13 protein-coding genes and 2 tRNA genes are annotated in these 15,130 nt (G+C 32.6%); 4 read left to right on the forward strand and 11 right to left on the reverse strand.

Annotation, left to right across the window (positions count from 1 at the left end; translation table 11 throughout):
- Window positions 1–12: 12 nt before the first annotated feature.
- Both GWR14_RS03850 and GWR14_RS03855 read right to left on the reverse strand, forming a co-directional pair.
- A complete protein-coding gene (locus GWR14_RS03850; RefSeq protein ID WP_163407732.1) occupies window positions 13–369 on the reverse strand; it encodes a DoxX family protein in 357 nt (118 codons plus the stop codon).
- Window positions 370–445: 76 nt separating this feature from the next.
- Complete coding sequence (locus tag GWR14_RS03855; RefSeq protein WP_163407733.1) at window positions 446–1,348, reverse strand: EamA family transporter; 903 nt, start codon at window positions 1,346–1,348, stop codon at window positions 446–448.
- A gap of 180 nt (window positions 1,349–1,528) precedes the next feature.
- On the opposite strand from GWR14_RS03855, the gene GWR14_RS03860 reads away from it, so the two are divergent.
- Window positions 1,529–2,248 carry a DUF4369 domain-containing protein gene (locus GWR14_RS03860; protein WP_163407734.1) on the forward strand — a complete coding sequence of 240 codons (720 nt, stop codon included), beginning with the start codon at window positions 1,529–1,531 and terminating at the stop codon, window positions 2,246–2,248.
- A gap of 143 nt (window positions 2,249–2,391) precedes the next feature.
- Here the strand turns inward: GWR14_RS03860 and GWR14_RS03865 are convergent.
- Window positions 2,392–2,462, reverse strand: a tRNA-Gln gene (locus tag GWR14_RS03865).
- Window positions 2,463–2,572: 110 nt separating this feature from the next.
- Window positions 2,573–2,643 (reverse strand) — tRNA-Gln (locus GWR14_RS03870).
- Between the two features lie 245 nt (window positions 2,644–2,888).
- On the opposite strand from GWR14_RS03870, the gene GWR14_RS03875 reads away from it, so the two are divergent.
- A complete protein-coding gene (locus tag GWR14_RS03875) occupies window positions 2,889–6,170 on the forward strand; it encodes a glycosyltransferase family 117 protein (protein WP_163407735.1) in 3,282 nt (1,093 codons plus the stop codon).
- Window positions 6,171–6,267: 97 nt separating this feature from the next.
- Window positions 6,268–6,906: a polysaccharide deacetylase family protein gene (locus GWR14_RS03880; protein WP_163407736.1), complete on the forward strand. Its 639-nt coding sequence runs from the start codon at window positions 6,268–6,270 to the stop codon at window positions 6,904–6,906.
- Window positions 6,907–6,923: 17 nt separating this feature from the next.
- Here the strand turns inward: GWR14_RS03880 and GWR14_RS03885 are convergent, their stop codons facing one another.
- From GWR14_RS03885 to GWR14_RS03910, 6 genes are all read right to left on the reverse strand, one after another.
- Window positions 6,924–7,226 carry a thioredoxin family protein gene (locus GWR14_RS03885; RefSeq protein WP_163407737.1) on the reverse strand — a complete coding sequence of 101 codons (303 nt, stop codon included), beginning with the start codon at window positions 7,224–7,226 and terminating at the stop codon, window positions 6,924–6,926.
- Between the two features lie 73 nt (window positions 7,227–7,299).
- Entirely contained in the window at window positions 7,300–8,535 is a 1,236-nt protein-coding gene (locus GWR14_RS03890; RefSeq protein ID WP_163407738.1) for a metallophosphoesterase, read from the reverse strand.
- 175 nt (window positions 8,536–8,710) lie between these two features.
- Window positions 8,711–8,905, reverse strand: coding sequence for a hypothetical protein (locus GWR14_RS03895; protein WP_163407739.1), 195 nt, complete (start codon window positions 8,903–8,905; stop codon window positions 8,711–8,713).
- Between the two features lie 123 nt (window positions 8,906–9,028).
- Window positions 9,029–10,348, reverse strand: a complete 1,320-nt coding sequence (locus GWR14_RS03900) for a sensor histidine kinase (RefSeq protein WP_246236275.1) — start codon at window positions 10,346–10,348, stop codon at window positions 9,029–9,031.
- Window positions 10,349–10,358: 10 nt separating this feature from the next.
- Window positions 10,359–11,033 carry a response regulator transcription factor gene (locus GWR14_RS03905; RefSeq protein ID WP_163407740.1) on the reverse strand — a complete coding sequence of 225 codons (675 nt, stop codon included), beginning with the start codon at window positions 11,031–11,033 and terminating at the stop codon, window positions 10,359–10,361.
- 180 nt (window positions 11,034–11,213) lie between these two features.
- Window positions 11,214–11,420, reverse strand: a complete 207-nt coding sequence (locus GWR14_RS03910) for a hypothetical protein (RefSeq protein WP_163407741.1) — start codon at window positions 11,418–11,420, stop codon at window positions 11,214–11,216.
- Window positions 11,421–11,609: 189 nt separating this feature from the next.
- Between GWR14_RS03910 and polA the strand changes: the two genes are divergently transcribed.
- A complete protein-coding gene (gene polA, locus GWR14_RS03915) occupies window positions 11,610–14,447 on the forward strand; it encodes a DNA polymerase I (RefSeq protein WP_163407742.1) in 2,838 nt (945 codons plus the stop codon).
- 85 nt (window positions 14,448–14,532) lie between these two features.
- On the opposite strand, the gene GWR14_RS03920 is transcribed toward polA, so the two are convergent.
- Window positions 14,533–14,991, reverse strand: coding sequence for a hypothetical protein (locus GWR14_RS03920; RefSeq protein WP_163407743.1), 459 nt, complete (start codon window positions 14,989–14,991; stop codon window positions 14,533–14,535).
- Window positions 14,992–15,130: the final 139 nt, after the last annotated feature.

A 15,130-nucleotide genomic window follows, 5' to 3' on the forward strand; every position in this document is an offset into this window, starting at 1 on the left:
AATGGTTAATAGTTAAAGGGTATATTGGTATGCCCATAAAATCAACAAAAGCTGTAATGGCATACGTAACAATAAAATCCATTTTGGCAAACCAAAACTTGCTTTTCTATTTTGATACATGTAAATATTTGCAGGGAACACGACAATCAGAACAGCTATGATTCCCCATGCAGCAAAATGTTTCGAAAACGGAAAAGTCAGGAGGAAGCCTAAAATTACTTCGGCAGCTCCACTTAAAATATTTAATAATTTGGGATTCGGAAAATAAGGTGGAATGATTTTAAAATACACTTCCGGCACTCTGAAATGATTAATTCCGGCAACGATATAAAGAAAAGCCATTAAATACAAATGCCAGGGTAAATTCATGATAATCAGAGTTTAACACGAATTTAAGGATTTTTTAAAAACCACTGTCTGAAAGTATGATTTTTTTTACAAACATTTACAAATGATTATCTTTCCTGAAACTAATATTCATTATAATAATTGCCAAAATAATAAGTACAATACCAACCCATTGCAATAAAATCACTTTTTCGTTTAATAAAACAAAAGCCATGGTTACTGAAACCGGAAGTTCAAGTGCAGAGACAATACTTCCTAAACCAATTCCGGTTAACGGAAAACCAGCATTCATAAGGATTGGCGGGATAATCGTTCCAAAAAGAGAGAGAACAATTCCCCATTTCAGGAAAATTGAAAAATTAAAAGGCGCATTTTGTGTTGCCAAAGCAAAAGAAAAAACAATAACAGCACCGCCCAAAAGCATATACAAACTACGTTGTGCCGAAGAAATGCCTACAGCAACACGATTTGCCGTAAACATAGTTGTAGTAAATGATGCTGCGGCCAGAATTCCCCAACAAATTCCTCTCCAGTCTAATTCGATATCATTATTTATAATATTAGTCGCCAGTACCGTTCCGCCAAGAACAATAAAAACCGCAATTATTTTTTGTAGTGATGGTATTTTTTTTTCTAAAATCATTTCAAGTAAAACTCCCATCCAGACAGTCTGCATCAACAAAACGATACCAATAGAAACCGGGATATATTTTACAGCCAAATAATAAAACAAACTGGTCATACCCATAGAAGTTCCTGCAAACATTAAATTAAAAATGTTTTTAGTTGTAGCTTTCACCACATTATCTTTATGTTTTACTTTTTGAAAAGCATTAATCAATAACAACCCCAAAATACCCAATATAAATTGAGAGGTAGTAACTTCGGCAGTGGTAAAACCCTGATCATAAGCGATTTTTACAAAAGTAGCCAGCATACCATAACTAGTAGCGCCCAAAGCAACCAGAAAAACCCCTTTCAATACATTTTTTTGAGACATTAATTTTATTTTAAAAATTTAAGCCTGCAAAGATAACACTTAGTTTTTTGCTGATTATTTTAAAAACAGAAATAGCAAAACTTTAACTTCAGAATGCTTTAATATTAATTTCTGAAAAATTAAACCTCCAATCCTCTCCATTTAAAAAATTTCTTTATTTTGCACCAAAATCTAAAAACAATGAAAAAATTAATTATTGCATTTATTGCAATTGCCTTAGTAACTGTTTCATGTGATAAAAAAGAAACCACAGACGGTTTACACCTTACAGGAAATGTAAAAGGGTTAAAAGAAGGAACATTATACATCCAGAGATTTGCAGACACTTCTTTGGTAGCTATAGACAGCATTAAAATAAACGGTAACTCAGCTTTTGACACCAATATAAAACTTGAATCCCCGGAAATGCTTTATTTATTTCTGGATCGTGGCGTAACCAACTCATTAGATAATAATATTATGTTTTTTGCTGAGCCAGGAAATATAAATATAGAAGCAAACCTTGATAATTTTATAAATGGAGCCAAAATTTCGGGTTCAAAAAATCAGGAACTTTATGAAGAATACCAAAAAGTAAACTCTCGTTTTAAAGATGAAAGCCTTAATTTGATCGAAGCAAAATTCAAAGCTTTAAAAAGACAGGATCAAAAAGCAATTGACAGCATTACTGCAAAGGGCGAATCAAATACAAAGAGAAAATATTTATTTGCCACGAATTTTGCTATCAACAATAAAGATCATGAAATTGCTCCATATATCGCCTTGGCAGAAATATATGATATCAATATCAAATTTTTGGATACTATCCAAAAATCTATGACGCCTAAAGTAGCAAAATCGTTCTATGGTAAAAAACTTACCAAGTATGTAAACGACATCAAAAAAGAAGAAAAGAAATAATTCGATATTTTAAATCAAACTAAAGGCCTGAAACAATTCAGGCCTTTGTTATTTCAGAGAATTTCAGAAAGATAAACTTCCCTTTAATTGTTATATAAAAAAATCCTGCAAGTATAAAACTTACAGGATTCCTTATTTACTTGTTGGTCTACTAGGACTCGAACCTAGAAAGACGGCACCAAAAACCGTAGTGTTACCATTACACCATAGACCAGCAATGCTGTTAAGCGGGTGCAAAATTAAAACTTTATTTAATTTATACAAATTTTTAAAGAAACTTTTTTTTGCAATAAAAAAGCCTCTCATTTCTGAGAGGCTTTTCTGTTGGTCTACTAGGACTCGAACCTAGAAAGACGGCACCAAAAACCGTAGTGTTACCATTACACCATAGACCAGCAGTGCTGTTAAGCGAGTGCAAATTTAAGCCTTTATTTAGTTTATACAAATTTTTTAGTCAAAAAAAATCATTCTTTTATTTTTTTAAAACATAAAACCCTACCAAAATATCAAAACCATCTCAAAAACAGCATATTAATTCCATCAAATACTTTTGCAGAATTTTTTGTTAATGCTCGTTTCTTTACACAAAAAAACATTTTCTTTGTAAGATAGAAAACATTCAAAATTTTAACACCAAAATATGGCACAATTCAATTTCAATAAATGGAATACAATTATTGGTTGGTTTGCATTTGCAATCGCTTTAATTACTTACACACTAACTGTTGAACCCACCATGAGTTTCTGGGATTGCGGTGAATATATTGCTACCGCAGCCAAACTTGAAGTTGGCCATCCACCCGGAGCACCTTTATTCCAAATGATGGGAGCATTCTTTGCCATGTTTGCAATCGACAACCAACATGTGGCATTAATGGTAAATATGATGTCTGTTTTTTCTAGTGCTTTTACAATTTTATTCATGTTTTGGTCTTCATCTATGATTTTGAAAAAAATTATAGGTCGTTTTACCGAAATCAATCAGAATAATTCAATTGTAATTTTAGGAAGTTCTTTCGTTGGTGCTTTAGCCTATACTTTTTCAGACAGTTTTTGGTTTAACGCTGTCGAAGCTGAGGTTTATGCTATGGCTTCTTTATTAATCGCATTGCTTTTCTGGCTTGGTTTACGCTGGGAACAAGATATGGACAAACCAAAAGGAAACAAATGGTTATTGATTATTTCTCTTGTTGTTGGTCTTTCATTCGGAGTTCACTTTATGGCCCTGTTAACTATTCCTTCAATAGGTTTTTTATACTACTTTAAGCATTACGAAAAAGTCACCATTAAAAACTTTATTATAGCCAATATCGTTGTTATTGGAATTTTGTTATTCATTTTCAAATTACTTCTTCCGTTAACAATGGCTTTCTTTGGAAAAACAGAAATTTTCATGGTTAACAGCATGGGACTGCCTTTTAATTCAGGAACCATTTTCGTCGCTTTGCTTTTTGTTGCCTTCTTTTATTTTGGATTAAAATTCACTAAGCAAAAAGGACTGATTTTCTACAACACCATTATTCTTTGTATTTTATTCATATTGATTGGTTTTTCTACATGGATGATGTTACCTGTACGTGCAAACGCTAATACAGTTATTAACGAAAATAAACCATCAGACGCTACAGAGGTTTTAGCTTATTACAATCGTGAACAATATGGAGTAAATCCATTGTTTTATGGTCCTCAATACACAGAAGTTTTCGCAGGATTAGACGCAAAAACCCCTTACCTGGACAAAAAACCAAACTACGAGAGAGATTACAAAACAGGTAAATATATCATTACCAATAATTATAAAAACGCAGATCAAAATTCTGATGATAATCAGAAAACGATTCTACCTAGAATGTGGAGTACTGAAAATGGACATATACAGAATTATATCAACTTCACAAATCCTCCTCAATTCAAAATAAACCCAAATTATCCTTATGAAGAAGATTTGGCAAAATACGGAATTGATGCAGAACAGTTAAACGAAGAAGAGTACAACAAAGCTATTGCTCAATTACGCAATGAAGTTGAAAAAACTGTTCACGAATTCAGACAGGCTTATGCTCAAAAACAAATCGATAACGAAGGATATGTGAAATTCCTGAGAAGTTATGGAGATTATTTAATTATCGAAAAACCATCGACTGTTGACAATTTCAGTTTTATGTTTGAATACCAATTTGGATACATGTACTGGAGATATCTGATGTGGAACTTTGTTGGAAGACAAAGCGATGTTCAGGGAAAATACGACAACTTAGACGGTAACTGGATAAGCGGAATCAAAGCTGCTGATTCGCTACATTTAGGTTCTCAAGATAATTTACCCGCAGATGTCCTAAACAATAAAGGTCGAAATGTTTATTATTTCCTTCCTTTTATTTTAGGCTTAATCGGATTAATGTATCATGCAAGTAAAGACCTTAAAAGTTTTTATGTGCTTTTAACACTGTTTTTATTTACCGGAATTGCGCTTAAAATTTATCTAAACGAAAGACCTTTCGAACCCCGTGAACGAGATTATGCCTTAGTAGGTTCGTTTTACGTTTTTGCCATCTGGATAGGATTTGGAGTTTATTCGTTATATGAAACGATTCAGAATTATCTTGCTCCAAAAATTGCAGGACCGGTTATTATTGCTGCAAGCTTATTGGCTGCTCCTGTTTTAATGGCTTCTCAAAACTGGGATGACCATGACAGATCAAACAGATACACTGCTGTTGCAATGGCAAAAGCTTACCTCAGTTCTTGCGACAAAAATGCTATTTTGTTTACCATTGGAGACAATGATACGTTCCCGTTATGGTATGCACAAGAAATCGAAGGTATCCGTACAGACGTAAAAATTGTCAACACAAGTCTTTTCATGACCGATTGGTATATTGATCAGATGAAAGCCAAAGCTTATGAATCAGATCCGCTCCCAATATCATTTACACATGATGAATTTGTTGGAGATAAATTAGACTATGTAGCTCATATCCCAAAAGTTGAAACACGCTGGAATATTAATGATTTCATCAGTTTTATCAAAAACCCAAAATCAACTGTTCCTTTGCAAAACGGGCAAATAATCCATTTTTTCCCAACTAATAAAATCAGAATTCCGATTAATAAAAATGTAATTATCAAAAACAAAGTAGTTAACCCAAAATACAACGATTCTATTGTTCCTTACATGGATATAGACATCAAAGGAAGTGCTATTTACAAAAATCGCTTAATGATGCTGGATATTTTAGCAAATAACAATTGGAAAAGACCAATCTATTTCAGCGGAGGTGCTTTTGATGATGAAGATTATTTATGGCTTAAAGACTATTTACAGCTTGACGGAATGGTATATAAATTAGTTCCAATTAAAAACGTTCCTTCAAAAGATGGAGGACCAATGGACATGGGACAAATTGATGCAGATAAAATGTACAATATCGTAACCAAATGGGATTGGGGGAATAGTGAAAGCGATAAAATCTATCACGATCCTGAAACTAGAAGAAACAGTATCACTTATCGTACAAACCTTTCCCGTTTAATGAATCAGCTTATCGCTGAAGGCAAAATAGAGAAAGCAAAAAACATAATCAGTCTGGCCATGACAAAAATGCCATTGGACAAATTTGGATATTATTCATTAGTAGAGCCTTTTACAGACGGCTATTACAAAGTTGGCGAAAAAGAAAAAGCACATGACTTACTTAATAAACTGGTTCAGAAATACAAAGAGAACCTAAATTATTACGCTACCCTAAGTCCATCAGACCAATCTGATTTAGCTATTGATATTATAACAGATATTGAACGCTACAGAAGCCTGCTTCAGGTTATGAAAACAAACAAAGACATGGCTTTTTACAACAATCATAAAAAGACTTTCAACACCTATGTAAATGTTTTCGAACGTTTTGGAAGAGAAAAAGAATAGTATAATATACAAAAAATATACTAATTAAAAAAATGCGGTGCTGTTAGCTAAATAGCACTGCATTTTTTAATTTTACATATCTCTAAATTGTTTCAAAATGAGCTTTTATTGGGTCAAAACAAATTCATTCATAAAAAGGGTATTTTCTAAATATTGTTGGGATATTCCAAACAAGGAAAAGAAAATATACCTAACCTTTGATGATGGGCCAACTCCTGAGGTTACTGACTGGGTTTTATCTGAATTGAAGAAATTCGATGCAAAAGCTACTTTTTTCTGCATTGGAAAAAACATCAATGCCAATACATCTTTATTTGAAAAATTAATCACTGAAGGGCATTCTATAGGCAATCACACTATGAATCATTTAAACGGATGGAAAAGCCAGACAAATGATTATATCGAGAATGTAAAAAACTGCGCAGCCATTTTGGCAAACGAGAAAAGATTAAAAGGATTATTATTTCGTCCTCCTTACGGAAAAATCAAAAAAGCACAATCTAAAATCTTACGAAGTTTAGGTTATAAAATAGTGATGTGGGATGTTTTGAGTGCAGATTTTGATCAGAGCATCTCTCCTCAAAAATGTCTCGAAAACGTAACAAAAAATGTAAAATCAGGAAGTGTGATTGTTTTTCATGACAGCATAAAAGCATCGCAAAATTTAAAATTTGCACTACCTAAAACATTAAGTTTTCTAAAGGAAAATGGTTTTGTATTTGATGTAGTCCACTAAAAACATCCTTGGCAAAGTTATGAGCCGAACTGTTCCTGAACAATTCCAATAATTGTGTTGGCATCCAGCTCACCGGACTGTCTCCAGATCATTTGTCCTTCTTTATAAATCATCAGCGTTGGAAGCCCTTTAATTCTTAAAGCTTCTGCTAATTCCTGATTTTTATCTACATCAATTTTAATCACCTTGGCTTTATCACCAAGCGCTGCTGCAACATCCTTAATAACAGGGTGCATTAAAACGGATGATTCGTTCCAGTCTGTGTAAAAGTCTATCAACACAGGTACCTGAGCGTTTATAAGTTCTCCAAATTTTGACATAAAACCAAAAATTTAAATTTTTAAATCTGCTAAAAAAGAGATTCTATTATACAAATGTAGCATTTTTACCGAATTAAGCCACACTGTTACCTTTTTTTAGTTCGATAACTGTGATTTCAGGCATAATTCCAACCCGTCCAGGATAGGCATGAAAACCAAATCCTCTGTTCACATAAACATACCTGCCCACATTTTCATACAACCCAGCCCACTGCTTATAAATATATTGTGCAAGACTCCATTTAAAATACCCTGGAATTTCTATACCAAACTGCATTCCGTGTGTATGTCCGGACAATGTTAAGTGAAAATTTTTAGGATGTTCTTTAATCTCATATTCCCAATGACTTGGATCATGGCTCATCAAAATCTTAAAATCCTCCTCAGCTACATTTTGCGAAGCTTTATTTAAATCTCCTGCTTTCTTGAAGTTTTTCCCCCAGTTTTCTACTCCGATTAAAGCAATTTTATCATTCCCTTTTTGAATATAAATATGCTCGTTGAGCAACAACTTAAACCCAATTTGATGATACAGGTTTTTAATTCCCTGAAAGTTTTCGTCTTTTTCTTTCTCAGATGGCCAGCTCACATATTCACCATAATCATGATTTCCCAAGACCGAAAATTTACCGTATTTATATTCTTTTATCCTGTTGAAGGTATCCAGCCACGGATGCATTTCTTTTGCATGTGTATTGACAATATCTCCGGTAAACAAAATCATATCCGACTCCTGATCATTTATCAAATCTATAGCGTAATTTATTTTTTCAGGGTTATCAAAACTCCCACTGTGTACATCAGAAATCTGAGTTATTTTAAACCCGTCAAAAGCATCCGGCAAATCAGGAAAAAAGATGGTTTGTTTTATCACTTTAAAATTATACTTTCCTTCGAAAATTCCGTAAATCAGGGATAAAAAAGGAACGGCAGCCAATCCTAAAGCCAGTTGACTGATAAACTTCCTTCTGTCAGGCATCATTTCCTTCCTTGGAGCATTGTACATACAATAATTTAAAATGCTGACTCCAATTCTAAAAATATCTTCACCAAACATTACCAAAGTAAGCACAATTTTTGGCACATAAACCATCAACATCAAACCCATTGTAAACATGGTATATTTGGTTTGTCCAACTGAACGGTCGAATTGTGTAAAAGAATATATAATAAAAGCCAAAAGCAGTACACTTATAACCTGATAAGCAATTAAAGCCCATCTTAATTTAATCAAAGTACGGAAGGCCTGGTAAGAATAGAACTCAATAAATAAAAAAAGAGCACAGAGAATTACAAAACGAAGAATCATTATTTACAGTTTTAAACAAAGTAACAAAGAATGAAAATTTTATCACTTTCTATTATCAAAAATTTAACTCAACAAACCACAAAAAGCTGATGAATTACTCCATCAGCTTTCGCTACAAATTTTTTAAAACCTTTTTATAATCCACAGCAAAGTTTGTTGAACAAACCTTTGAAGTTTATTTTTGAACTTTTGCAGCTTCAGGCTTAGCCACATCTGTTTCTGCTTTTGTTTTTGCTTTTTTATGCCTTTTTTTGTCGTGTTTGACCGTTTTAACTTCTTTTGAAGTTGTTGCCTGAACAGGAGTTGTCTGAGCATTTACCATTACAGTTGTTCCTAAAAGAAATACCGTTAACATTACTAACTTTTTCATAATTGTAGTTTTTTTTATTTGTATTACTTCATTTATTTGATTCAAAGATAGAATCACTAAATGAAGACAAAATGAAGATTAACCTTCTCTGAAAAAATTAACTTTTAGTTATATTTTCATTTTTTACAAAAACAGCAAAGTAAACTTTGTCCCTTCATTTACAACAGAAGAAACTTTAATTTCGATGTGATGAAAGACCGCTATACTTTTGGCTATAGCCAATCCTAAACCCTGCCCTTCCTGATCAGAACTCACTCTTGCAAAACGATTAAAGATTTGTTCGGTCTGAGATTCGCTTAATCCAATACCGGAATCTGCAATTGAAATAAAATATTGATTCTGTAAAAAACCATCTGAAACTATAATTTTACCATCAGACTTGTTATATTTTACAGCATTTGTAATCAGGTTATAAATCAGGATATGAATTAATGTTTTATTTCCTGTAAAGACAAAATCATGATTTAATTTATTAAAAAAATGAATTCCCTTATCATCAATACGGTCCTGAAGATCTTCCTGCAGTTCACTTATCATTTCCTGAAAATTAATCCTTTCATTTGACTCGTATTGATTATTTTCAATTCTTGAAATCAACAATAAATTATTTATGATTTTCTTCAGCATATCCAAGGTTTTCAAAGAGCCTGCAATTTTATCAATTGCATTATCATCTAAAGATTCATTCTGCAATAAATTTTCAAGTTTATTTTTGAGCAATGCGATTGGGGTAAGAAGTTCGTGTGAAACATTCGAAATAAACTGTTTTTCCTTTTTAAAAACTTCAGCAATTCGGTCCATCATTTGATTCAGAACAAAATCCAGTTCCCTAAAATCTCTCGAAGCTGCTTTGATCGGAGTATGATCAAATGTTTCTGGTTCGTTTACCCGCCTGATTTTCGTATCGATAATTTTATAAAATGGTTTTAAAAGATATTCTATATAAAAAGTATCAGCCAAAAAAGTAATAAAGAGAATCACCACAAAAACTATTATGATGAAAAGTTTAATTACAAAAGTTAAATCGTTAACCTCACTCAAACTGCTACCAATTTCAAGCTGATAACCTTCGCCTTCATAGGTAAAATGATGCTGAAGAATTCTGTATTCATTTACTTCTCCTTCAACTTTCCGATACTCATTACTGAAAGTTGTTTTTTTCTGACGGGGTTTTACAGAAACACGGGAAAGAACTAAAAACTCACTGTGTAGTGTTGAAAATTGCGAATACGTTTCTGTTGAATCTCCTTCATCTTCAATAAAATCATTTATTTCCTGCTGATTTAAATGTTCAATGAATTTTTTCTTTTTTTCTACAAGTCCATTATTAATATGCCGATATACAACATTTTCTACCAAAATAGGCAGCATCAGCCATAAAATCAAAATGACCAGCAATCTTGTCAGTGCATTAAAAATGGCTAATTGATGTTTTATTTTCATAAAAATCAATTTATTCGTTTATACGATAACCAACATTCCGAACAGTTTCAAACCAATCTATCGCTGCATGTTTATCTAATTTCTTTCTGAGATTTCGGACATGGACATCAATAAAATTAGAATCTGAATTTACTTCCAAAATATCTCCCCAAATATGCTCAGTCAATTGAAGACGTGTAATGACCCGATTTTTATTTAGAACTAAATATTGAAAAATATCAAACTCTTTTTTCGTCAAGTTAATCGGATTATCATTAAAACTCACTTTATAATCCTGAAGCTGTAAAACAAAACCATTAATAGTAAGATTATTCAAAGTAAATCCGTGGATTCTTCTAATTACAGCAAACAATCTTGCACTAAGTTCTGTCAACGCAAAAGGTTTTGTCAAATAATCATCAGCACCTAAATGCAAACCATTAATTCTGTCGTCCAGTTCTCCTCTTGCTGTTAAAACAATAACTGCCATTTTTGATTTTGTTTTTCTAATGGTCTGCAGCACTTCAAAACCATCACCATCCGGAAGCCCTAAATCAAGCAGCATAGCATCATAATCATTACTATTGAATTCTTCCAAAGCATCGCTGCAAGTATGCGCAATCTTACAGATGTACCCCACATTACACAAAAATTCATAAACTTCTACGGCAAGTTCCCGATTATCTTCTACAATCAAAACATTCATCTACAATGTGTTTAAATTCTATTAAAATTAATCATTTACAAAAACCCAAATAATACATTATTAAAACATTAACGCAAAAAGCTGACAAATTTCTTTATCAGCTTTTATCACCTGCATTTTTATAATTACTCTCCCTGTTTTGTTTCCTCTCAATCATTTAAAAACAAAACAAAAACAATATTATTTTTTCATTTCAGCTTTTGGAGTTTCTGTTTTTGAAACTTCATTTTTTACTGATTTTGTTTTTTTATCAGCTTTATGTTTTTTAGGATGTTTTGTTGCTTTTACTTCTTTCGTTGGAGTTTCTTTTCCTGTTTTCGCCGGAAATGCCTGAACCATTGCACTTGTTCCTAAAACTGCTACTAATAACATTAATAAATTTCTCATGATTTCTAAGTTTTTAAATTAATAACCTTTTATATTATACCTCAAAATTATATTGACAAAATGAAGAAAAAATGAAGAAGTTCTACATAATGAATAATTTAACTAGACATTAACTATTAGGATAATTTTCAAAAAGCAAATCGTTTTTTAAAACCCAATTGTTTATTTTTACAGACTAATATTTTTTATATGTCTACTCAAAAACGCCTTTTTCTTCTAGATGCTTATGCATTAATTTTTCGTGGTTATTATGCCTTCATTAAAAACCCGAGAATCAACTCAAAAGGAATGGATACATCTGCAATTATGGGTTTTATGAACTCACTTTTAGATGTTATTAAAAGAGAAAAACCAGATCATTTGGCTGTTGCTTTTGATAAAGGCGGAAGTCATGTAAGAACAGAAATGTTTGTTGAATATAAAGCCAATCGTGATGCAACACCTGAGGCTATTAAAATTGCAGTTCCTTATATTCAGGAGTTATTACGCGCAATGCATATTCCAATTATTGAAGTCGAAGGATGTGAAGCCGATGACTTAATTGGAACTATTGCAAAACAAGCCGAAAAACAGAATTATAAAGTTTATATGGTAACTCCTGATAAGGATTTTGCTCAATTGGTTTCTGAAAATATTTTTATGTATAAGCCTGCCCGTATGGGTAACGGAATCGAAATTTGGGGAATTCCAGAAGTTTTAGCAAAATTTGAAATTGAAAGACCGGAACAGGTAATTGATTTTCTTGGAATGATGGGTGATGCTGTCGATAATATCCCCGGACTGCCTGGTGTGGGCGAAGTAACAGCTAAAAAATTCCTTAAAGAATTTGGCACTATGGAAAACCTTTTAGAAAATACACATTTGCTAAAAGGAAAAATGAAAGAAAATATCGAAGCTAATAAAGAAAAAGGTATTTTATCTAAAAAACTGGCTGCAATTATTACAGATTGTGACGTTACCTTTAATGAAGATGACTACGAACTTTCTCGTCCGGATATTGAAAAAACCGATGCTATTTTTCAGGAATTAGAATTTAGAAGAATGGCAGAACAGTTTGATAATTTGTTTAAAACAGACGGAACTCAAACCGCTCCTGCTCCATCCGACGCTAAATTATATAAAAAATCACAGCCTAAAAATGAAGACCAGTTTGATCTTTTTGGAAGTACTTCTGCAGAAGATGATTTAGATACTGCAAGAACTTCATTCTACAATACTTTAGAAAATACTGAACATTCGTATCAAACCATACAGGGTGATTTAGGAATTAAATTGCTTTTACAGAATCTGCAAAAACAGACTTCTGTTTGTTTTGATACTGAAACAACTGGAATTGATGCTTTACATGCTGAATTGGTTGGAATGTCGTTTTCTTACGAAAAAGGAAAAGCTTTTTATATTCCGTTTCCGGAAAATCAGGAAGAAGCAAAAACTTTGATTGAGAAATTTGTTCCGTTTTTCGAAAATGAAAACATTGAAAAAATAGGACAGAATTTAAAATACGATTTAAAAATCCTTTCTAATTATGGCGTTACGGTAAAAGGAAAACTTTTTGATACGATGATTGCGCATTATCTGATCAATCCGGATATGCGCCATAATATGGATATTTTGGCTGAAACGTATTTAAAATATTCTCCAAAATCAATTGAAACTTTAATTGGAAAAAAAGGAAAAAATCAGCTTTCTATGCGAGATGTTCCTTTAGAAGACATCAAAGAATATGCAGCCGAAGATGCTGATATTACACTTCAATTAAAAGAAATCTTTACAACCGAATTAGATAAAACTGAAACTAAAAAATTGTTTGACGAGATAGAGATTCCGTTAGTAAGCGTTTTGGCTGACATGGAAACAGAAGGAATTCGTCTGGACGTTGATTTCTTAAAAGAAATGTCTAAAGAAATAGATGTTGAAATCAAATCTTTAGAACAAAAAATTTACGAAACTGCAGGAGAGAAATTTAATCTTGCTTCTCCAAAACAGTTAGGAGATATTTTATTCGATAAACTTAAAATTGGCGGAGCTAAACAAAAGAAAACCAAGACAGGTCAATATGCGACCGGAGAAGAAGTTTTGACGTATTTAGCAAACGACAACCCCATTGTAAAAGACATCTTAGACTGGCGTCAAATGGTAAAATTACAAAGTACTTATATTTTGGCTTTACCTGAACAGGTTGACAAAAAAACACAGCGTGTTCACACCGACTATATGCAGACTGTTGCCGCAACAGGGCGTTTGAGTTCTAATAACCCAAACTTACAGAATATTCCAATTCGTACCGAAAGAGGCCGTCAGATTCGTAAAGCTTTCGTTGCACGCGATGAAAATTACACCTTAATCTCTGCCGATTACTCTCAAATTGAGTTGCGAATTATTGCAGCTTTAAGCGGTGAAGAAAATATGATTAAAGCTTTCCAAAACGGAGAAGATATCCACAGAGCTACCGCTGCAAAAGTATTTGATGTAGCATTAGATGAAGTCTCCCGCGAGCAAAGAAGCAACGCTAAAACTGTAAACTTCGGAATTATCTACGGTGTTTCTGCTTTTGGATTAAGTAATCAGACTTCGTTATCAAGAAGCGAAAGTGCTGCTTTAATTGAAGCCTATTACAAAACCTATCCCCGATTAAAATCATACATTCAGGAACAAGTAGAATTTGCCCGCGAAAATGGCTATGTTCAAACAATCTTAGGCCGTCGCCGTTATTTAAAAGACATTAACTCTGCAAATGCAGTCGTAAGAAGTGCCGCTGAACGAAATGCTGTAAATGCTCCAATTCAGGGAAGTGCAGCCGATGTTATTAAAATTGCAATGATCAATATCCATAAAAAACTTCGTGACGAAAACTGGAAATCTAAAATGCTGCTTCAGGTACATGATGAGCTTGTATTTGACGTGCATAACGACGAATTAGAAAAGATTCAACCTATGATCAAACACGAAATGGAAAATGCTTTTAAAATGACTGTTCCGCTAGAAGTTGAATTAGGTTTAGGCAAAAACTGGCTGGAAGCACATTAATCACAAAACACTCTTATTTCCTTAATAAAGAAAACACTCTTTTATAAAAAAATCCATTCGAATCGAATGGATTTTTTTTCATATTTTATCTTGCAAATAGAGCTCCTAATACCGCAAAAACTAATATTAATCCATACAATATCATAATTGACAAAGTAAAGATTCCAATAAATTTATAGTGTGATTTTAGGTATTCAAAAGAATTAGTTAACGCCTCTGAATCATTTTCTCTAAAAGCTCTTTTTGCATTTACCGCAAACTTATTTAAATAATAAACCGGAAAAAAATAAATAGCAGCTATAACAAAATAAAAAACTCCCATCATTACTCCAAAAGAACCTCCCATTACTCCCATTCCCGGAACAGAACTTCCGAGTGTAGAAAAAATCGCCCCTGCAAAAAGAGCAATTAAAACTATAAGACCAATTCCAATATAACCAAGAATTGATAAAAAGTATGCCCATTTAGCCGTTTCTTTTAAAAAGTCTTTTGCAGATTCATCGAGATGCAGCTCAAATTTTTCAAATACTGAAGTTTCTTCCATTTTAAATATTTTTTAGTTAGGTGAGCAACAAACATAAGAAAAATATTGTTTAAAAAACTGTGTCTGAAATTTCAAAAAATCAATTCAAATTCCAATTTAAGATCCGAATTTTGAGCAAAAAAAAAACCACCACATTTCT

Origin of the sequence: Flavobacterium ajazii, from assembly GCF_010614725.1 — a bacterium.
GTDB lineage: Bacteria > Bacteroidota > Bacteroidia > Flavobacteriales > Flavobacteriaceae > Flavobacterium > Flavobacterium ajazii.